Source organism: Chelatococcus sp. YT9 (assembly GCF_018398315.1).
Lineage (GTDB): Bacteria > Pseudomonadota > Alphaproteobacteria > Rhizobiales > Beijerinckiaceae > Chelatococcus.
In genome coordinates this window covers 3,357,351-3,376,476 of sequence record NZ_JAHBRW010000001.1, presented here as the reverse complement: position 1 = coordinate 3,376,476, position 19,126 = coordinate 3,357,351, and the positions used below count along the sequence as shown (strand labels likewise).

The following is a 19,126-nucleotide window of genomic DNA, read 5'->3' as shown; positions in this document are numbered from 1 at the left end:
GAGAACCAAGCGCTCAGGAAGCTCATGCCCGCGCTCCAGGCGCGGCTCATGGCGCGCCGGAAGGGGCTGTATGAGGAGGAGCATCCGGAGGTAAGGGCTGGTGGGGACCGGAGATCAAAACCGCAAATTGCGGATTTGAAACCTGCGTTCACCACGTCCACCGCAAGGGCTACCGGGAAAAGCCGTGACACGGTCGAGCGAGCCGCGCGCCGCGGCAAGGCGCTCGGCCCCGACACCCTCCAGCGGATTGCCGGGACGAGCCTCGACAAGGGCGTCGAGCTGGACGCGCTGGCGCAGATGCCGCCGGATGAGCGGGAGCCGATCGTGCAGGCGGCTGTTGCGGGAGAGGTAGCGACCGCTATTCCCTGGGAGGCCGTCCGCGCTTCCTCGCCGCGCGCATAACCTCGACAAGCGCGTCATTGATCCGGGTTTGCCAGTCCTCTCCGCCGGAGCGGTAGAAGTCCAGGAGCTCTTTGTCGAGGTCGAGCGTGACCGTCTCTGTCGTCCTCTTGCTTAAAGGGCGCATACGCAGGGTCTTTGGAAAGGCGCTCCGGATCGCCGGCGGAAGCGCGCTCGCAGGCTTCGAGCGCGCGAACATCGCGTCGGTCCATTCGGGATTGTCGGGGTCCTCGATGCTCTCGGTCCTTCGTTTGGGCATCGGCCCATCCTCCTATCAGCGGTGACGGCGATGCCCCATAGTTGGGACGCTGTGTCTTGAACATCGGGTTCCTGCGCCCGTCACCACCTTAAACAGCAGCGCGCAGATCGTCCAAACGATCGGCCCACCACTGCATCATTCTCACCCGCTCGTCCCAATGCTCGCCGCGCGCATAGGCGCGGCGCACGTCGTTGTTTTCGATATGCGCCAGCTGGCGCTCGATCGCGTCCGGGTTCCAAAGTCCGCTCTCATTGAGCAGGGTGGACGCGGTGGCGCGGAAGCCGTGGGCTGTCGCCTGATCCTTGTCGTAGCCAAGCCGCCGAAGAGCGGCGTTGAGCGTGTTCTCGGAGATCGGGCGGCGGACCGTTCTGACGGACGGAAAGAGGAGCTTGCCGTTGCCGGTAGCTTTTTGCAGCTCGGTCAGTGTTGTCACGGCTTGCGTAGGCAACGGAACGCGATGAGGTCGCCGCATTTTCATGCGCTTCTCCGGCACGGTCCAGATTGCCTTTGCCAGGTCGAACTCAGCCCATTCGGCCATGCGAAGTTCGCCTGGTCGAGGAAACAGCACTGCCATCAGTTTCAGGGCTGCATGGGTCGTGGCCTGGCCGTCAAAGGCATCGATCGCGCGCAGCAGGCCGCCAAATGCCTTCGGATCTGTGACAGCGGCTCTCGGCTTCGGCGGAGGCGAGGCGAGGGCGCCTTGCAACGCGAACGTTGGGTCGTTATCGGCTCTCGATGTCGCGACCGCATAGCGAAACACGCTGCCAATGGTGCTTCGCAGGCGCTTGGCCGTCTCGAAACGCCCACGGCTTTCCACCTTGCGGAGCACCTCGAGGACTTCCGCAGCGCTGATTTGGGTGATCGGCCGCCGACCCAGCGCCGGACGCGCAAAATCAAGGAGCCAGGTGACCTTGTTCATGGTGGTGTCGGCTCGTCCTTCCCGGGCGAGCTTTGCCAGGTACTCGTCGGCAATCACCTCGAAGGTGTTAGCGGCGGAATGTCGCTCTGCGAGCTCCGCCGCTCGTTTCGCAGCGGCTGGATCAATCCCTTGTTCAAGCTGCTGCTTGAGTTCGTCGCGTCGCCGACGCGCGTCCGCCAGTCCAACCGCCGGATATGCGCCGAACGATGCGGTTTGGCGCTTGCCAAGGTGACGGTAGTCCATCCGCCACAGTCTGCCACCGGTTGGCGAGACATAGAGGTAGAGGCCGCCGCTGTCCGTGAGCTTGATCGCCTTACCGGTTGGCTTGGCGTTGCGAACCGCGGTGTCTGTCAACGACATTGAATGGACCCCCTGACGGTATTTGAAAATCAGGGTGACGGTATTCTGGTCGAAAAGTACCGTCAAATGCGTGAGCTGGGCTGCCTTCAGCTAGGCATGGCTGAAACGACCTGAACACCGTTAGGGACGGCAAAGCCTTTGCGCGGGAAGGGTTTCAGGGGCGCGTTGCCACCAATTGAGCTAGGCTGAAACGAGCTGGGGAGGGGCAAGTGGTGCCCGGGGGCGGAATCGAACCACCGACACTGCGATTTTCAGTCGCATGCTCTACCAACTGAGCTACCCGGGCGCTGCTGCCGTTCGAATGGATCGAACCGCAGAACGTAGGGGGGCTTATAGAGAGGCTCTTCCGCTCTGTCCAGAGGCAGAATTGGATCTTCACACAAGTCTCTCCGGATAAGCGCATTCCCTGTTGATAGAGAGCGCTTTGGCACCTCCCGTCGCACGCGGGCTACCGCGGCCAGCCTGAGATACAGCCATTTCGAGAATTTTGCGCGCAGAAATCCGTCACGCTGACGTTCACAGGGCTCAGAGCATTCGTTCAAGGAACATAAGGTTATCAGGAATGTCGAATTGATTACGTTCGAGCTCCCTGAAAGCATCGACTTGCGCGGACTGCCGCCTTCCATGCCAACTACCAAAAATAAGCATCGAGGCCGATTGGAACGTGCAGCAAAAAGCGATCTCCCGGGTCATCCCGCCATACTATCTGGAGGCTGGGACATGCGCGGTACACCGGTCGGCGTCGGGAGCAGCGATGGACAAGAGGACCCGTTTATCGGCCTCTGAATCGCTGTGAACGTCATGGCGTTTTAGGGGCTAGATCTCGTAAGCGGCCAGAAGCCCCGATGGGATCGCTTCCGGCCAAGCCGCGACCGAGGATCCGGGCCAACGATCAGAATAGGCGCGCGACTGACCTCTGCCGTTTCCCTCCGCGCGGGGATATGTGCGCTGGCGGCAACCCGCGATGCACGCAGAGTGCTCGCAGCGCCGCAGACCGGGATACGAACGCCGCTATTTGACAGTCCGCCTATCAGACCCTGCCTTCCGGCGCTGGCACCCTCGGCGAGCGCAAAGCCCCCATGCGCATCGCTCTCACCGCGCTCCAGTCGCGCGCCGATAGCGCACGACACAATGCACAATATGAGATGCATATTATGGAACGTATAAATATTATCTGTACTTGTATTTTACATAGATGGATTATATTCATATGAACCGCGGGCAATTCAATGACTTCATCAATACGATCGGCCAATATCGGTCATCCAACGATTACAAGGCCGTAGATGCCTCCAACCGGTTGGGCCGGTTCGCGCTCGATGAGCTGTGGCTCGAGCTGATCGGAATGGTCCGTCCAGACCACGATGCTACGGATAATGATTACAGCAGCGGCTGGACCGGCAAGTACGGCATTACCAGCAAGGAGCAGTTTCTCGCCTCCCCGGACGCCCAGGGCAAAGCGTTCGGCGACGTCCTAGACAAGGCGATCGCGATTCTTCAGCCTGTCCTGCATTACGATGGACAGACCCTCAACGGCCAAGAGATTTCGACTTCGGGAATGCTCGGAGCCGCATTTCTCACGGATGTCGGCGACACCTTGGGGTTTGTGAAGTATGGAGAGGATGATCCCGAGCCTGGCCAGCACTCTGTCAAAACGACGATCGCGCGCTTCAATGGCTACGCGACGCCCTACGGGGTCGATCAGGACCACAACTATACCTTTCTGGGTAGCGACGGCCCGGACATGATCCGCGGCTACGAGGGCAAGGACTACTTTGTGGCGAAGGGAGGCGATGACAAGTTCGACGGCGGCGGTAACGTGGACACCATCAGGCTGCCACTCACCCGCGCGGAATACACGGTAACCGGAGATGGTCGATCGGCCGAATGGCATATCAAGCGCCAGCTGGACGCCGGGTCTATGGAGCACAAGAAGATCACGAACGTCGAACTGATTGAGTTCGCGGGCGGCGAAACCATAGACCTCCGCAAGCTGCAGTCCGCCGCACCAGATCCCATCACAGAAACGGTCGAGCTTCAGCTCGAAGGCTGGCTAGAACCGAGGCAGGTGCCGATCTCGCAGCTAACGCTTGAGGTTAACCCCGCCGCTAGTGGCGCCCCCGTGGCTAAGGTCGGTGTTCAGGAGGGATTTCTCCAAGATGATACGCTGAGCAGCTAATCGCTCCCCTCGAACGGGAGGTAAGCGACCCCGCCGGAGGTCCCGGAGAGATCGTTTCCGGTGAGGCCGCTACCGAGGAGCCCATGACCATCGAGACACCGCGGAGTGACGCCGAGGCTGGTTCGCTCGCCGGCAACATCGTCATGTTCTCTGGCATCCGCCGTCGAGGGCACATTGGTCTGTCAGCACAGCGTTCAGCGGATCAGACTCGCGTGCGGCGACGCTCCTGAGGCTCAATCTTCCATATGGCCGGCGTTCATCCTAATTGCGAACTGCAATCGGGAGCGATGCTGTTGCCAACAAAATTTCTGAACGGCGGTGACGAGGTGGGCGAGGCGATCCGCTCCTTTGACTGGAGCGCAACGTCGCCTGGCCCGATCCAAGGGTGGCCGACCGCCCTCAAAACCGCCGTTGGTATGATGGTGAACTCGCGCTTCCCGAAATGCATCGTCTCGAGACCGGATTATACCGCTCTCTTCAATGATGCCTTTCGCCCGACCTCCGCGACAAGGGCGATTGCCTCGGACGCTCACTCAGCGCCATCTGGTCTGAAGCGTGGTCGGAGATCGGTCTCCTCATCGACAACGCCTACGCGGGGGAAGCCATATTCGTTGAGGATTTTCCACTTGTCCTTGAACGCGACGCCTACCCTGAGCAAGCCTGGTTCACATTCTGCTACAGCCCGTTCCGGGATGAGCAGGGTCATATTGCCGGCATCATGGATACGGTGATCGAAACGACCTCGCGCGTACTCGCCGAGCGCAATGCCGGCGCCTGTCCGTTCCCGATGGCCGCGTCCATGTGTCGTGGAAGATCGGGCGGCCGAGCAGTGATGATCTATTATGTTCCGATGGGTTGAGGAGGATGGCTCTCCGGTCGAGACACCCCGGCGTACCGGCTTCGGATCTCGTCTCCTCGAGCGGATCGTCGCGCAAGACTTCGGAGGTGAAGTCCTGCTGCGGTATGAACCGGGGGGTTTTCGCTATGAACTTGCAACCAAGATGGCGAACGTGAGCGAAACGGCACCGCAGTAACCGCCGGAAAACTCCACATGGCCGGCCTGTCGCGCGGAACAAATGTGCGCGCTTGAAGTTGTAGCTAGCTGGAGGATAGCGAACCTTTTAAATTCGAAAGCCTATTGCGTATGGATGACCCGATTTTAAAAGGCGCAGGCGATGCGCTAAGAATTGCCCTGCAATGCAATACCGATCTTGATGATTTGTTTGTGCACGCGCTGCGAAAGCTGGATCAGATCGGCAGTATCGAGCGTGTTTCGGATGATGCCCGGGAACAGGGCGCACCCGGGACGCCGTCGTTCCCCGGCTCAAGCATCGCATTGAAATCCTGAGCGCCGGTATGAAGGCCCCGGCCGGCCGATTTGCTCTGGTATTTGGCTCTCGGGCCGCGCCTCCTAAGACAGTCCCGCGGGACCGGTTTTCACAACTTGAACCCGACCATATTCAGGTCGCATTCAGCAAGCCATGCTAGGTTCGCACACCCTCCCCCGAGGGTAGGCTCCAGCTGCACGATCCCTCCCCCCAGGATCGACCATGTGGCTGGGGCCGCTTCGGCGTGAACGCGTTCACAGCGCATTCCGCCTGATCCGCGTAGCTTTCCCTTCGAGCAGCCGGCCTGTCCTCGGCCGGCTCACGCATAGGGAGCGCGACAGTGAGTATGCAAGAGAACGCCGCACAATCCGCGGGGGCAGCATTCGACAGCGCCCGCTCGGAAGCCTTTGCCGAGCGGATGATGAACACCATCAACGAAGCAGCTGTGACACTTATGACATCGGTCGGCCATCGTACCGGCCTCTTCGATGTCATGGCATCGATGAAGCCGGCTAGCTCCAACGCAATAGCCACGGCAGCCGGCCTTGACGAGCGCTATGTCCGGGAATGGCTCGGCGCCATGGTGACTGCTGGAATAGCGGCCTATAATCCATTCAAGAAGCTTTACAGTCTTCCCCCTGAGCATGCGGCTTGGCTGACACGAGCGGCAAGCCCGAACAATCTTGCTGTGTCCGCGCAATGGGTCCCTATGCTGTCGCGCTCGGAAGATGCCATCATTGAACACTTCCGGCGGGGCGGCGGTACCCGTTACTGCGAATATGCCGGTTTTCACGCCCTGATGGCGGAAGAGAGCGCGCAGACCGTCGTGGCGCCGCTGTTCGAGCACATTCTGCCGCTCGCGCCTGAGCTCCCGGAGAGGCTCGAAGCGGGCATTGACGTACTCGATGCCGGATGTGGCTCCGGCCGCGCGCTTGTGGCCATGGCCCAGCACTTTCCCCGTTCGCGTTTCGTCGGTTACGATCTCAACGACGATGCGCTGGCTGCCGGGCGCGCGGCGGCCGCAGCCCTGGGGCTCGACAACATCCGGTTCGATGTTCGGGATATGACCGCCTATGAGGAGGCCGGACGCTTCGATCTCATAACGACTTTCGACGCGGTTCATGACCAGAAGGATCCCGCAGGCATGTTGTCCGGTTTTGCGCGAGCGCTGAAGCCCGGAGGCATCTATCTGATGCAGGACATCGATGGTTCAAGTCACCTCGAACGAAACGGCGGGCGCCCGCTCGGAGCCTTCCTCTACACAATTTCCTGCATGCACTGCATGGCGGTTTCGCTTGGGCAAGGCGGGGCAGGCCTCGGCGCCATGTGGGGCGTGGAACTCGCCGAGCAGATGCTCCGGGAGGCCGGCTTCTCCGACATCGTCGTACATCGCCTGCCGCATGATCCGATGAATGCCTATTTCATCGCCCGGGTTTCCTGAAGTTGCCCGCAGTGGGCACATGGTCCACAATTCGGGGCTCGGGCGGCTTATCCCTCCCGGCCACGAGCCAGGACGATCGCCCCCGCAGAAATCTCGATCACGCCGTCACGCGAGAGGGCGCGGAACTGCTTGTTGACCGCCTCTCGCGTGACACCGAGCATCTGCGCGATATCCGTCTGGGTAAAGCGTGTGGGAACGGTCGCGCGCTGCGCATCGATATGACCGTGGGCAACCGCGAGATCATGCAACAGTTTCAGCAATCTCTGACGCAGGTCGAGAAATGCGTTTGCCGTGAGTTGCTCGGTGTTCTGCCGGAGCCGGTCGCACAGAACCAGAATTACGTGGATCGCGATCTGAGGGATTTCCTCCAACAGCCGGAGGAAAGCCTTCCGTCCGACGAAGACGGTACGCGTCGGCGCGAGTGCAGTAGCCGTCGCCGTACGGGGTAGCCCGTCCAGAAGTGCGATCTCGCCGATTACGTCGCCGGGATCCAGCAAGGCTAACGTCAGTTCGCGTCCGTCGCGATGGCCTATATGAATTCTCACCAGTCCCTCGGAGAGGATGTACAGGCCGTCGGCTTCATCATCCTGCCGAAACAGACAAGTCCCGGCGGGGAAGCGCAGCACCTGCACCTCCTGCGCGATCCGCGTCAGGCAAGCCTCATCGAGCCCGCCGAAAATGGCAGAAGAAGCGAGCCAACGATCATGATCGTTTCTCTGCATCGCTCACCCACAGGGGGAATGTACCAGACACTACAGCTTTCGCCGGATATACGTGAAAGGCCAGCCTTTTCATGAGAAGATCATGATGCTTCCGCAGCACCTCCGTTCACAGCGCGTGAGGCGGCTGCCGAAGATTTACAACGGGCCGTCGAGGTTTTCCAGACGGCCATGGAGTAGCGTTAATGATTATCCTTCGCTACGGCCCCTTGCGGCAAGCGGCGAGCATCACGCGCGCAACGGGGCTTCTCGGGGCATCGCTCGCCGCCTGCATCGGTATCGCGAGTCCCGGCCCGGTCCACGCCCAGTCGGCCGGTTGCGCGACGAGCGCCGGCTCCGCTGGCCAAACCGTCCTGCGCTGCCGCAGCGTCACCATCGAGGTCGCCAGCGGCGCAAGCGCCGGGCTCGTCGACGACAATGGCGATGATGAGCCCGATGCAGTGGAAGTCAGCGCTGGCGCGATCTATATCGTGTATCAACGTTCCGGCCAAAGGCGCTTCCAGGTGCAGACCCCGCATGCCGTCGCATCGGTGCGCGGCACAACCTGGGCTGTCGATGTCACGCCTGCGCAAAGTGCCGTCTTCGTACAGGAGGGCCGCGTCGGGGTCACACGCGCCCGAGGTGGGCGCGGCGTGGTTCTGACCGCTGGTGAAGGTGTCGACGTCGCCCCCGGCCGCGCGCCGCTCGTCGTCAACCGTTGGGGTGCCGCCCGCGTGGCTGCTTTGCTCGCACGCTTCGGGCGTTGACGCCATGCGCCGCCGCCACGTCGCGCAGCTGTCCTTCGCGCTCGCGATCGGGCTGGCGATCAGCTGGGCTGCATATGTCGTGCACTGGCATGTGGCCGGGCGTGCCAGCGTGTTCGACCGGATCGAGGCAGTAACGCTTGATCTCCGTGCATTGATGACACCCGGCAAGGCCCCTCCCCCGGAGGTGATCGTCGTCGCCATTGACGACGAGGCAGTCAGGCAGATGGGGGCGTACCCCCTGCCCCGCGAAAAGCTTGCCTCCCTGATCGATGCAATTGCGCGGCGCAATCCGAAAGCAGTTGCCGTCGATCTCCTGTTTGTCGATAGCAGCACCCCCGCACAGGACAAGGCTCTGGCAGAGGCACTTGCCCGCGTGCCCGCCGTCATCGCTGCGGCAGCCTTGTTCGATGCCGCAGAAGCGAAACGGCCGTTCACCGGCAGTGTGACGGCCCCCGTCCCGCGCCCGCGCAGCATCATGTGGCCCGTCGCTCCGCTCGCAAACGCGGCGGAGGTCGGCCTCGTCAATGTCGCCACGGATGTCGGCGGCATGCCCCGCCACCTGCCGATGATCTATCGCGGACGAGACGGCGTGATCCCCTCCTTCGTCCTGCTTGCCGCGGCCCTCGCGACCAGCACGACGCCGCGCCTTGAAGGCGAAAGCCTGAACCTCGGCGCTCACAGCATTGCACTCGATTTGGGTCAGCATCTCACGCTGCGCTTCTATGGGCCGCGCGGCACGATACCAACCATAAGCGCCACGAAATTCATGAGCTCTTCGCCGCCGGACGTCGCTGGCCGGACCGTGGTCGTGGGCACGACGGCGACGGGCAGTGGTGACACTTTCCCAACCCCTTTCTCACCCGTCGTGCCTGGGGTGGAGGTGCTGGCGACAGCAATCGGCAACCTTCTCGCCGGCGATGGGCTGCTCCGCAGCCAGGCAATACGCTGGTTCGATGCGGCCATGTCCGTGATGCTTGCGGTGGCGGCCGTGATCCTCATGGGCACGCGCCGGCCGGTGGCGGGTCTTGGGCTTTGCGTGCTGCTGGCCGCCGCCTGGATAGCACTCACCCTTGCCGCCTTCGCCCACGGCTATTGGCTCAGCACAACGCTGCCCCTGGTCGCGATGCTGCCCGTCGCCATGGCGTATGGGGCACTACGGCTGTGGCAGGAACGCAGAACCGTGCGCTATCTCGTCGGCGTTGAGGAGCGTCTGATGCCATTTCAGCCCCGTCCGATAGCCGCACGGCTGACGCAGGACCCAGCCTTCCTCGCCGAACCCATAGCACAGGATGCGGCAGTGATCTTTGTGGATCTGGCCGGCTACACCGGGTTGTCGGAAGCTTTGGGGGCCGAGCGCACGCGGGAGGTGCTGAAAAGCTTCCATATGCTTGTCGATGAGGTGGTCGATTCCCACGGTGGCTTCGTCGCAACCTTCATGGGTGACGGCGCGATGATCCTTTTCGGGTTTCCCGAGCGTCACGACGATGACGCAGCGCGGGCCTTGCGCGCGCTGGACGACCTCCGGGAGAAGCTCGGAACATGGGTCATGCCCACCGCGAGCGAAGCGCGCGGGAAGCCTCTCGCCCGGCTCACCGCGCATTTTGGACCCGTCATCGTCTCGCGCCTCGGCGGACATAGCCATCAGCAGGTCACGGCGACGGGGGATACGGTCAATGTGGCAAGCCGCCTGCAGGAGGTCGCCAAGAGCCTCAACGTGACGACTGTCGTCACCGACGACATCGTGCGGGCCGCAAGCCGAAGCGGCACGATCGACAACTTTCCCGAAGTCATCGAGGTGCCGATCCGAGGCCGCAACCAGCCCGTCACCGTGCGGACGACGGCGAAGGCGCCAGCGCATCCATAAGCGCCCGAGCGTCTCGACGCGTCAGCTAAACGCCCATTCGCCGCCGCCCGCATCGACGATGCCGGCGAGATAGGTGCTCTGAGCCATGTTCTCGGCACTGTCAGCAAAGGCCATCAGCACGCCCTCTCGCGAAATGCCGCCCGTATTCAACAGCTCCGTCCAGTAAAAGGCACCAGCTGCATCGCTCTTTCTTCCGAGAACGTTCAGATAAAGCACGTTGATATAGCTTTCCGCGGATTGCGTGTAAGCATTCCCAAAATTCTGCTGGAACTCAGCGCTTTCGATTATTGCCCTTGCAAGTGTTATCTTGTCGCGTCCCCACTCCATGTAGGCATCGTACCAGAAGTTGAGCCCCCCGATATCCGCCATCCGGTTGAGACCAGCCTCGTAGAGGCGGCCGACGCCCTGCGCCTCAGCCTGCAATGTCGCCGCGAGGTCATGGCTTTCTATGAGGCCGAGCATCGACTCGAACTTGGCCTTGTCAGCCACTGCGGCAAACTTCCCATCGTAAGCGGTCGCGAGGTCGGAAAACTTCATGTCGGGGAAAATGGTCGGATCTTGGTCGACGATCTGTATGAACTGGTCGATATAGGTCACCTGTCCGGCAGCGTGAAGCTCTTCGACCTTGTAGTTCGCATCCCGCCAGTTGGCGATGATAACGGCAGACACTGTAGTTTCGTTGATCAATATCAAGTGCTTGCCGCCGTCAATCGTCCCGGCCTTCGTATTATCACCTGATGATAGGAAATCGCTGAGATCAATCTTATCATAGCCCCCGCCGTGGTCGGCCACAACCATGAGACCTTTGGCGGACGTGTAGATATCGTCTCCCCAGCCCCCCGCAGCTACGACGAAGACCGCGTCTGTATTACCCTTCAGCCGATCATTCCCTCCCAAACCGTATGTAATGGAGTTCGGCACGCCGATATCAACCACATCATGGGCAGATGTCTTGAAATATTCGGTGAAATCAACCACGGTCGCCTCCGGTCCCTATGGTAATAAAAAATACTACCAGACGGTTGCCGCAACGCCTACCCCAGCGCGCCCCGGACGCGCACGGCATCGCGCGAGACATTCAGGGGCCATATCGCCAATGGTTACCAGGAGGCAAGGCCGGCCCGCACATCGGCGCAGGCCGCCGGAAAATACCAGATGCGCCGGCAACGACCGGGCTAGTGGCCACGTGCGGCCTTCACCGCCACATCCGGGAAGTCACTGAACACGCCATCAACACCAAGGTCGATATAGGCGCGGATTTCGGCGACCGGATCGCCCTTGAAGTTCGAGGCCAGGTTGCGCGGCTCCGCGCGGAATGTCCAGGTGAAGACCTTGAGGCCCTGTGCATGGGCGTTCTTCACCACTTCGGTCGGCGGCAGGAGCGTGCGGTCGGCCCAGTCGAGCTTGCCGTCGCCGTTGAGATCGTCCGGCTTGCCGTCGCCATTGACGTCCGAATATTTCGCCGAGAGGATGTAAGGCTTCCAGGGCGCGACGATATCGGCATAGGTGGCGATCTCCTTCAGCCCTTCCGGGGTGACGAGATCCTTGAAGGTGCGCTTGTCGCCGGCGACCACGAAGTTGTAGGGCTGCGCCAGCGGCACGGCGAGGACGATCTCGCCGTCCGGCCCGACGTTGTCGGCATCGACAAGCTGCGCGAGGCGGACATTGGTCTTGCCGCGCAGATACTTGAGGTTGCCGACCTCGAAGCTCTGAATGACGACGGGCGCGTCCTTCGATGTCCATCCAGCGGCGGCCAACATGGCGAGGAGCTTGTCCTCCAGCGGAAGGCCAGCCTGCTGATGGAAGGTAGGATGCTTGGTTTCCGGCGCGATGCCGATCGGCCGCCCGAGGCGGGTACTCTCGGCCTTGGCGAGGTCGATGACCTCCTGGAGGGTGGGAATGCGGAACTTGCCGTCGAAGCTCGTGTCGCGGCCGGCCATCGGCTGCTTCGCGAAGAGGGTTTTGATCTCGGCGAGAGTGAAATCGCCGACGAACCAGTCCGTGACATCCACGCCGTCAAGCTTCTTCGTCGTTTTGCGGCTCGCGAACTCCGTACGATCGGCAACGTCTGTGGTGCCCGAGAGCATGGGCTCATGGCGGACGATGAGCACGCCGTCCTTGGTCGACACCACGTCCGGCTCGATGAAATCCGCCCCCTGCTCGATCGCAAGCTTATAGCCTTCGATGGTGTGATCGGGCCGGTAGCCGCTCGCACCGCGATGCGCGATCACGGTGGCGGTCGCGGCCGCACCCTGCGCCAGCGATGGCGCGGGCGTGGCAAAGGCGGTAACGATAGCGGTAGCAGCGAGCAGTGACAGGCGCAGCATGGACGGATCCTCCAGGACGTCCGCGCACCCTAGGCAGCGGATATGACGGCGCGATAACGGCCCTTCCGCGGTGGTCGCCTGTCGGAAATCGCAAGACTTGCTATGATCGATGCGGGAGGTACCGCCATGAAGATTTGCATACCGATCCTGTCTGCCGCCCTGTACATCAGCTTAGCAACGGGCACGCCATCTCTCGCGCAGGACCAGACACTGCGAACAATCGACGTGCCGGCTGGCAAGACCAGCCAGCTGTCGGTTCATTCCGGCGCCTTTCCGGATTGCAGTCCCAAGCCCCTCGTCGACATCCGGGTCGACAAAATTCCATCCGCCGGCACGCTGGCGGTCCGCGACGCGAAAGTGCGGGTACGCAACGGCAACTGCGCCGGGAAGGAATTTCCCGCGCGTATCGTTCTTTATCAGGCACCGGCCCGGGTGGGCGCGACCGATAGCGCGAGCTATACGGTGACATCCGGGGACCGCGTGAATGTTTTTGGCGTCAACATCAACGTCGTCGCCCCGAAGCCGTGAAAAACAGGATCTGCTGATGCGGGAACACCGGCCAGCCATCGCAGACCGAGCGGGTGCAAGTCGGGCATCATCCTGGCGCTCCGCGAATTCGATGGAAGCCGCCCTATAGGAGCCGCTTCTCATATTCCTCGGGCTTGAAGCCGACGAGCGGGCTCCCGCCGACCAACAGCACCGGGCGCTTGATCATCGACGGCTGAGCGAGCATCAGCGCTATGGCCTTTTCTTCCGTGAGATCCGCGCGGTCACCGTCTGGCAGCTTGCGGAATGTCGTACCCGCCCGATTCAGGAGCTTTTCCCAACCGACCGCCTTAACCCAGGCCTTAAGATGCCCTGCGTCTATGCCTTCGGCCTTGTAGTCGTGGAAGGTATAAGCGATGCCGTGGCCCTCAAGCCAGGAGCGTGCTTTTTTCATCGTGTCGCAGTTCTTGATGCCGTAAATTGGCAGCGGGTCGACCATAGCGTTCCATTCCGAAAGACGTTCCATCCCGAAGGCACGGTGTCTATATCAGCCAAGCTCACGCCTGCCTATCGATGGCGCTATTCCCTCCAACGGACCCTTATGAAGCGCGTACTTTTCATCTGTCGGCGTAACAGGCTGCGCAGCCCCACCGCTGAGCAGATATTCGCCTCTTGGCCCAGTGCAGAGAAGCCCGGCATCGAGACAGCCTCAGCGGGTCTCAGTCCGGACGCGGACGAAAGAGTGTCGCCAGAGCATATTGAATGGGCGGACACGATTCTCGTCATGGAGCGGGCGCATAAGGCCCAGCTGACCGCGCGATTTGGCAAGCATCTCAAAGGCAAGCGCGTAGCGAGCCTCGACATTCCCGACCACTACGACTTCATGGACCCGCTGTTGATCGCGCTGCTCATGAAGAAGGTGCCGCGCTATATCAGCTCCTGAGGGGATAACCGGACTCAACGTTCGGTCGTTGGTCCTTCATCGCTCTCGTCGTCGAGGGGGTCGTCGTCGCGCGCGGGGATCACATACCCCCCCGACAACCATCGGTTGAGATCGATATCTGCGCAGCGCTTGGAGCAGAACGGCCGCCACCGCAATGTCGAGGCCTTCCCGCAAATCGGGCAGGGCTTGGTATCGTCAGCCCCGCTGCCGCCAGGGTGGTCCGCGCCGCTTGCATTGTCGTTGTCAGCGATCGGCACCATTGCCTCACGCCGCGTTCAGCCATGACAGGCGAACGGGATACCCCTCGCCGGCCAGCAGGTTGACGCTTTCATAGAGTGGCAGGCCGACCACGGCCGTGTAGGAGCCAACGAGCTTCACGGCAAAGGCACCGGCGAGCCCCTGAATGGCGTAGCCACCCGCCTTGCCGCGCCATTCGCCCGAGGCGAGATAGCTCTCCATCTCGTCCTGTGACAGGTTCTTGAAGCGCACGCGCGTCTCCACAATCCGCTGGCGGCTTTTGCCCTGCGGGGTGATGAGGTGCACCGCAGAATAGACGCGATGTCCGCGCCCCGACACCATGCGCAGGCACTGGGCGGCGTCCTCAACGGTTTCAGCCTTGGGAAGAATACGCCGGCCGACGGCAACGACCGTGTCGGCCGCGAGGATGAAGGCGCTCGCAAGCTCCTGCTGCCGCTCTGCCAAGCGGCGGGTGGCCTCCGCCTTGTCGCGCGCCAGCCGGCGGGCGACGTCGCGCGGCTTCTCGCCGCGCAGCGGGGTCTCGTCGACATCGGCGGGCATCAACGCGTCCGGCTCGACGCCGACCTGCTGCAAAAGAGCCAGCCTGCGCGGCGAAGCCGAGGCCAATATGAGCTTAGGACGCCAACTCGCCGACAAGGATGCGTCGAGGGTGGAAACCAAGGCGTAGCTCTCCCGGGCCAAATGCGCTGCAGTCAGGCAATAAACTATTTGAAACGGTAGGTGATCCGGCCCTTGGTCAGATCATAAGGCGTCATCTCAACGAGAACGCGGTCGCCCGTCAGCACGCGGATGCGGTTCTTGCGCATCTTGCCGGCGGTATGGGCCACGATCTCATGGTCGTTCTCGAGCTTGACGCGAAACATCGCATTGGGGAGCAGTTCCGTCACAACTCCCGGGAACTCGAGGAGCTCTTCTTTCGACATTCGATTCCTTGCGGTCACTATTGGTCACAATGGGACGGCGCGGACCCTACTCGATACGCGACATATTGTGAACCTGGGATGCTGAGCGCAGAGGTATAGCCGATTTCAACGCGAATCGACATATTTGTCAGCTCAACATCATCTTTCAGTGGACCGCCCGGCCGACGAATGCAACCGCCGCCGCACTTCGGTCGTGCAAAACTCACTGACTGGGGCCACGCGATCACACGGCGGGCGGTGCACCATCAGGGCCCGACGACGTTTTCACGCCATCGGCACGCAGCGCTGATTTCTCAAGCCTGTCCGCCTTCTCAAGGGCCCGATAGCGCATGAATCCGAAGGGTAGCGCGCCGAGATAGGCAAGCGTACAGACCGCCAGCACCTCGAACGTAAAGCTGACGAACAGGGCCGCGAAGAGGACCACCAAGACGAAGAGCGGCAGCACAAGTTCGCGCGGCACGCGACTGCCGAATGTCTTGCCGGAGAACGTCGGGATCCGGCTCACCATCAGGAAAGCGATGAGGATCACGTAGACCCCGACAACCGGCGCCGGCAACCCGCCGCCGGGAATGCCGACGAAATTGAGATAGAGCGGCAGCATCACCGTGACCGCGCCCGCGGGGGCGGCCATGCCAACGAAGAACTGCTTCTGCCATTCAGGACGATTGGGATCGTCGAGCATGACGTTGAAGCGCGCGAGCCTCAGGGCGGCCGCAATGGCGAAGACGAGTGCCGCGATCCAGCCGAGCGAGCGCATGTCGTGCAGGATGAAGACGTAGAGCAGCATCGGCGGCGCGACGCCGAAGTTCACGAAATCCGAAAGGGAATCGAGTTCGGCGCCGAAGCGCGAGGTGCCCTTGAGCAGCCGCGCGATGCGTCCATCCAGCCCGTCGAGCACGGCCGCAACGGCAATGGCGAAGATCGCCAGCTCGAGGCGCTCCTCAATCGCGAGACGGATTGCCGTCAGCCCCAGGCACAGCGCAAGCAGCGTGATCAGGTTCGGCACGAGCAGACGCAGCGGGATCGGCTTGAACAGCCGTCGCTTGGGCTCGTCCGGATCCGGCGCGAAGGGCGGGAACAGATCACTCATCGGCTTCCCAGGGTCTCCCGGCGTTGGCTGGAAATGGCGCTGGCATTCAGCTCTGGCGATACAGGCGCGGCTCGCCACGGACGCCGAGGTCGGCGATCACAGTCTCACCGGCAACGGACCGCTGGCCGACGCCGACCAGCGGCGCGACTGTCTGCGGCAGATAGACGTCGACCCGGGATCCGAAGCGGATGAGGCCGAAGCGCTCGCCCGCAGCCAGCGTGTCCCCCTCGCGCACGAAGGAAACGATCCGCCGCGCGACAAGGCCCGCGATCTGCACCACGCCGATACGCAGGTCCCCGTGCGAGATCACGAGGCCGTTGCGCTCGTTATCCTCGCTCGCCTTGTCGAGATCGGCGTTGATGAAGATGCCCGGCGTGTAAACGATGCGCTCGATGCGTCCGTCGACGGGGCTGCGGTTCACGTGGCAGTCGAAGACGTTCATGAAGATCGAAACACGGGTCATCGGAACTTCCGACAGCCCAAGCTCGGCCGGCGGCAGCACAGTGGCGATGGCACTCACACGCCCGTCCGCGGGCGCGATGACTAGGCCTGGGCTGACTGGGGTCACGCGCTCCGGATCTCTGAAGAAATAGCAGATCCACAGCGTGATCAACGCGCCAATCCACCCAAAGGGCGTCCAAAGATGCCCGAGAACAAGGGAGGCGACCGCCGCGATGGCGATGAAGGGATAACCTTCCTTATGAATGGGCGCGAGCCCGCTGCGGATCGAATCGTAGACGGACAAGGTATGTCTCCAGTTCGCGCGCTTTATCACATTGGTCAGGCAAAACCGCAATTCACGGCCTTGCCGCACATTAAGCATGCCGCCTGTCAGGCGAAACCTGCATTGCAGCGCAATCCAAAACGTATGAAGCCGAAACGCCGTCAGGCCTGCGGCACCGGCAGACTTTCGGCGGCAGCCGCCTCCATCGCCTCAGCGTCCGAGACGCGTTTCAGCCGTTCGCGCGCTTCCTCGGCCTCGCGCTGCTGGTTCCACAGCGCGGCATAGAGGCCATTCCTGGCGAGCAGGTCGAGATGTCGGCCGCGTTCGACAATACGGCCTTGATCCAACACGAGGATCTCATCGGCCGCAACTATAGTGGACAGGCGATGGGCGATGACCAGCGTCGCGCGGCCCCGGCTGACGCGTTCCAGGGCCGATTGGATATCACGCTCTGTGAAACTGTCGAGGGCCGATGTCGCCTCGTCGAGAACCAGGATGGGCGGCGCCTTCAGGATGGTTCGTGCAATGGCCACGCGTTGTTTCTCGCCGCCCGAGAGCTTCAGCCCGCGCTCGCCGACAGGCGTGTCGTAGCCTTCCGGCAAGCTGCTGATGAAGCCGTCGATCCGCGCGTCGCGCGCGGCGGCGATGAGCTCCTCCTTCGTGGCGTCCCAGCGGCCGTAGCGGATGTTATAGCCGATGGTGTCGTTGAACAGCACGGTATCCTGCGGGACCATGCCGATCGCCGCCCGGAGCGACGTCTGCTGGATCTCGGCTATGTTCTGCCCATCGATGAGGATGCGCCCCTTAGACGGTGCATAGAAGCGGAACAGAAGGCGCGACAACGTCGACTTGCCCGCGCCCGACGAGCCGACGATCGCGACGGTATGCCCCGCGGGGATGCTGAACGACACGCCCTGCAGGATTGGCCTCTCGGGATGATAGGCGAAATGCACGTCCTCGAACGTCACCTCGCCTTTTTTGACGACGAGCGGCTGCGCGCCCGGCACATCCTGAATCTCGGGGCTGCGGGAGAGAATCTCAAAGATCTCCGCGATATCGATCAGCGCCTGTTTGATCTCGCGATACAGCATGCCCATGAAGTTGAGGGGCATATAGAGCTGGATCAGCATGGCGTTGACCATCACGAAATCGCCGATGGTCGCCTGTCCCTGCTTCACGTCGATGGCCGCCATCACCATGACGAGCGTCAGACCGATGGTGAAAATGGTGGCCTGCCCGGCATTGAGCACGGCAAGCGACGTATAGGTCTGCGTGCTGGCGTGCTCGTAGCGTTCCATGGAGACGTCGTAGCGCGCAGTCTCGCGTTTCTCGGCGCCGAAATATTTCACCGTCTCATAGTTGAGCAGGGAGTCGATGGCCTTTGTATTGGCGTCCGAATCCGAGTCGTTCATGCGGCGGCGTATGCTGATGCGCCACTGGGTCGCCTTGTAGGTATAGTAGAGATAACAGGCGATCATCGCGACGACGACGGCGGCGAAGCGCCAGTCGAACTGAAGCCAGAGAATGGCGACAACCAGCACGAATTCGAGGATCGTCGGCAGCAGTTGCAGAACCGTTAGCCGAACGAGTTCCTCGATACCGTTGCGACCACGTTCGAGTACACGCGTCAGGCCCCCCGTCTTCCGCTCGAGGTGAAAGCGCAGGGACAGCCTGTGCATGTGTTCGAAGGTCTGCAGAGCAAGACGTCGCACAGCATTCATCGCGACAGAGGCGAACAGCCCGTCGCGCGCCTGGGTCAGCACCGCCATGGCGATGCGCAGGGCCCCATAAAGCACGGTGAGAGCGATCGCACTGCCCCACAGCGGGGTCGCCTCACCTGCCTCAACAGCCTTCGCATCAAGCGTCAGCGCATCGATCGCCCATTTGAAGCTGTAAGGCATCAGGATGGTGACGAGCTTGGCGATCACAAGCAGACCGACCGCTAGGTAGATGCGGACGCGCAGATCCGCGCGATCATGCGGCCAGAGATAGGGCCAGAGCCGCTGGGCGGTAGCCGCAAAGGCGGAGGAAGCACGTTTGCCCGACTGGGGCTGCTGGTCGGCCCCGCCGGCTGTAGGCGCTAACATGATCGACAATCCAAAAGTTTAAGTCGGCCCCTATATAGGCGCAAAGGGCCGCCTATGCAGCCCCGAAGACGCGC

22 protein-coding genes and 1 tRNA gene are annotated in these 19,126 nt (G+C 62.0%); 9 read left to right on the top strand and 14 right to left on the bottom strand.

Going from position 1 to position 19,126, the window contains the following annotated elements:
- Nucleotides 1-24 precede the first annotated feature (24 nt).
- A complete protein-coding gene (locus KIO76_RS15555) occupies nucleotides 25-402 on the top strand; it encodes a hypothetical protein (protein WP_213324109.1) in 378 nt (125 codons plus the stop codon).
- Here KIO76_RS15555 and KIO76_RS15550 read toward each other — a convergent pair.
- From KIO76_RS15550 to KIO76_RS15540, 3 genes are all read right to left on the bottom strand, one after another.
- The gene (locus KIO76_RS15550; protein WP_213324108.1) at nucleotides 359-658 is read right to left on the bottom strand and encodes a BrnA antitoxin family protein; all 300 of its coding nucleotides are present in this window, start codon (nucleotides 656-658) and stop codon (nucleotides 359-361) included. The genes KIO76_RS15555 and KIO76_RS15550 overlap by 44 nt on opposite strands.
- An 88-nt stretch (nucleotides 659-746) precedes the next feature.
- Entirely contained in the window at nucleotides 747-1,937 is a 1,191-nt protein-coding gene (locus tag KIO76_RS15545; RefSeq protein ID WP_213324107.1) for a tyrosine-type recombinase/integrase, read from the bottom strand.
- 210 nt (nucleotides 1,938-2,147) lie between these two features.
- Nucleotides 2,148-2,223, bottom strand: a tRNA-Phe gene (locus KIO76_RS15540).
- Nucleotides 2,224-3,147: 924 nt separating this feature from the next.
- Here KIO76_RS15540 and KIO76_RS15535 point away from each other — a divergent pair.
- A complete protein-coding gene (locus KIO76_RS15535) occupies nucleotides 3,148-4,116 on the top strand; it encodes a hypothetical protein (RefSeq protein ID WP_213324106.1) in 969 nt (322 codons plus the stop codon).
- A 529-nt stretch (nucleotides 4,117-4,645) separates the two neighbouring features.
- Here the strand turns inward: KIO76_RS15535 and KIO76_RS31035 are convergent.
- Nucleotides 4,646-4,822, bottom strand: a complete 177-nt coding sequence (locus KIO76_RS31035) for a hypothetical protein (protein WP_249729613.1) — start codon at nucleotides 4,820-4,822, stop codon at nucleotides 4,646-4,648.
- Nucleotides 4,823-4,958: 136 nt separating this feature from the next.
- Between KIO76_RS31035 and KIO76_RS31030 the strand changes: the two genes are divergently transcribed.
- From KIO76_RS31030 to KIO76_RS15520, 3 genes are all read left to right on the top strand, one after another.
- Nucleotides 4,959-5,150 (top strand): hypothetical protein, encoded by a 192-nt coding sequence (locus KIO76_RS31030; RefSeq protein ID WP_249729612.1) that lies wholly within the window; start codon nucleotides 4,959-4,961, stop codon nucleotides 5,148-5,150.
- A gap of 110 nt (nucleotides 5,151-5,260) precedes the next feature.
- Nucleotides 5,261-5,464, top strand: coding sequence for a hypothetical protein (locus KIO76_RS15525; RefSeq protein ID WP_213324105.1), 204 nt, complete (start codon nucleotides 5,261-5,263; stop codon nucleotides 5,462-5,464).
- A 326-nt stretch (nucleotides 5,465-5,790) separates the two neighbouring features.
- Nucleotides 5,791-6,885, top strand: coding sequence for a class I SAM-dependent methyltransferase (locus KIO76_RS15520; RefSeq protein WP_213325285.1), 1,095 nt, complete (start codon nucleotides 5,791-5,793; stop codon nucleotides 6,883-6,885).
- Between the two features lie 47 nt (nucleotides 6,886-6,932).
- On the opposite strand, the gene KIO76_RS15515 is transcribed toward KIO76_RS15520, so the two are convergent.
- On the bottom strand, nucleotides 6,933-7,607 hold the full coding sequence (locus KIO76_RS15515; RefSeq protein WP_213324104.1) for a Crp/Fnr family transcriptional regulator: 675 nt from the start codon (nucleotides 7,605-7,607) through the stop codon (nucleotides 6,933-6,935).
- Nucleotides 7,608-7,789: 182 nt separating this feature from the next.
- Between KIO76_RS15515 and KIO76_RS15510 the strand changes: the two genes are divergently transcribed.
- Nucleotides 7,790-8,350 (top strand): FecR domain-containing protein, encoded by a 561-nt coding sequence (locus KIO76_RS15510; protein WP_213324103.1) that lies wholly within the window; start codon nucleotides 7,790-7,792, stop codon nucleotides 8,348-8,350.
- Nucleotides 8,351-8,354: 4 nt separating this feature from the next.
- Nucleotides 8,355-10,214: a CHASE2 domain-containing protein gene (locus KIO76_RS15505; RefSeq protein WP_213324102.1), complete on the top strand. Its 1,860-nt coding sequence runs from the start codon at nucleotides 8,355-8,357 to the stop codon at nucleotides 10,212-10,214.
- Nucleotides 10,215-10,235: 21 nt separating this feature from the next.
- On the opposite strand, the gene KIO76_RS31610 is transcribed toward KIO76_RS15505, so the two are convergent.
- Both KIO76_RS31610 and KIO76_RS15495 read right to left on the bottom strand, forming a co-directional pair.
- Complete coding sequence (locus KIO76_RS31610; RefSeq protein ID WP_213324101.1) at nucleotides 10,236-11,192, bottom strand: DUF4214 domain-containing protein; 957 nt, start codon at nucleotides 11,190-11,192, stop codon at nucleotides 10,236-10,238.
- Between the two features lie 197 nt (nucleotides 11,193-11,389).
- Complete coding sequence (locus tag KIO76_RS15495; protein WP_213324100.1) at nucleotides 11,390-12,541, bottom strand: glycerophosphodiester phosphodiesterase; 1,152 nt, start codon at nucleotides 12,539-12,541, stop codon at nucleotides 11,390-11,392.
- Between the two features lie 126 nt (nucleotides 12,542-12,667).
- Here KIO76_RS15495 and KIO76_RS15490 point away from each other — a divergent pair, with 126 nt between their 5' ends.
- Nucleotides 12,668-13,069, top strand: coding sequence for a hypothetical protein (locus tag KIO76_RS15490; protein ID WP_213324099.1), 402 nt, complete (start codon nucleotides 12,668-12,670; stop codon nucleotides 13,067-13,069).
- A gap of 103 nt (nucleotides 13,070-13,172) precedes the next feature.
- On the opposite strand, the gene KIO76_RS15485 is transcribed toward KIO76_RS15490, so the two are convergent.
- Complete coding sequence (locus KIO76_RS15485; RefSeq protein ID WP_213324098.1) at nucleotides 13,173-13,526, bottom strand: ArsC family reductase; 354 nt, start codon at nucleotides 13,524-13,526, stop codon at nucleotides 13,173-13,175.
- 102 nt (nucleotides 13,527-13,628) lie between these two features.
- On the opposite strand from KIO76_RS15485, the gene KIO76_RS15480 reads away from it, so the two are divergent.
- Nucleotides 13,629-13,970, top strand: coding sequence for a low molecular weight protein tyrosine phosphatase family protein (locus KIO76_RS15480; RefSeq protein ID WP_213325284.1), 342 nt, complete (start codon nucleotides 13,629-13,631; stop codon nucleotides 13,968-13,970).
- A gap of 14 nt (nucleotides 13,971-13,984) precedes the next feature.
- On the opposite strand, the gene yacG is transcribed toward KIO76_RS15480, so the two are convergent.
- The 6 genes from yacG to KIO76_RS15450 form a co-directional block, all read right to left on the bottom strand.
- Entirely contained in the window at nucleotides 13,985-14,230 is a 246-nt protein-coding gene (gene yacG, locus KIO76_RS31380) for a DNA gyrase inhibitor YacG (RefSeq protein ID WP_213324097.1), read from the bottom strand.
- 4 nt (nucleotides 14,231-14,234) lie between these two features.
- A complete protein-coding gene (locus KIO76_RS15470) occupies nucleotides 14,235-14,864 on the bottom strand; it encodes a Maf-like protein (protein ID WP_249729918.1) in 630 nt (209 codons plus the stop codon).
- A 68-nt stretch (nucleotides 14,865-14,932) separates the two neighbouring features.
- On the bottom strand, nucleotides 14,933-15,151 hold the full coding sequence (gene infA / locus KIO76_RS15465) for a translation initiation factor IF-1 (RefSeq protein WP_110378125.1): 219 nt from the start codon (nucleotides 15,149-15,151) through the stop codon (nucleotides 14,933-14,935).
- 223 nt (nucleotides 15,152-15,374) lie between these two features.
- Nucleotides 15,375-16,241 carry a CDP-diacylglycerol--serine O-phosphatidyltransferase gene (gene pssA, locus KIO76_RS15460; RefSeq protein ID WP_213324095.1) on the bottom strand — a complete coding sequence of 289 codons (867 nt, stop codon included), beginning with the start codon at nucleotides 16,239-16,241 and terminating at the stop codon, nucleotides 15,375-15,377.
- Nucleotides 16,242-16,287: 46 nt separating this feature from the next.
- Nucleotides 16,288-16,986 carry a phosphatidylserine decarboxylase gene (locus tag KIO76_RS15455; RefSeq protein ID WP_213324094.1) on the bottom strand — a complete coding sequence of 233 codons (699 nt, stop codon included), beginning with the start codon at nucleotides 16,984-16,986 and terminating at the stop codon, nucleotides 16,288-16,290.
- A 140-nt stretch (nucleotides 16,987-17,126) separates the two neighbouring features.
- The gene (locus tag KIO76_RS15450; protein ID WP_213324093.1) at nucleotides 17,127-19,052 is read right to left on the bottom strand and encodes an ABCB family ABC transporter ATP-binding protein/permease; all 1,926 of its coding nucleotides are present in this window, start codon (nucleotides 19,050-19,052) and stop codon (nucleotides 17,127-17,129) included.
- Nucleotides 19,053-19,126 lie beyond the last annotated feature (74 nt).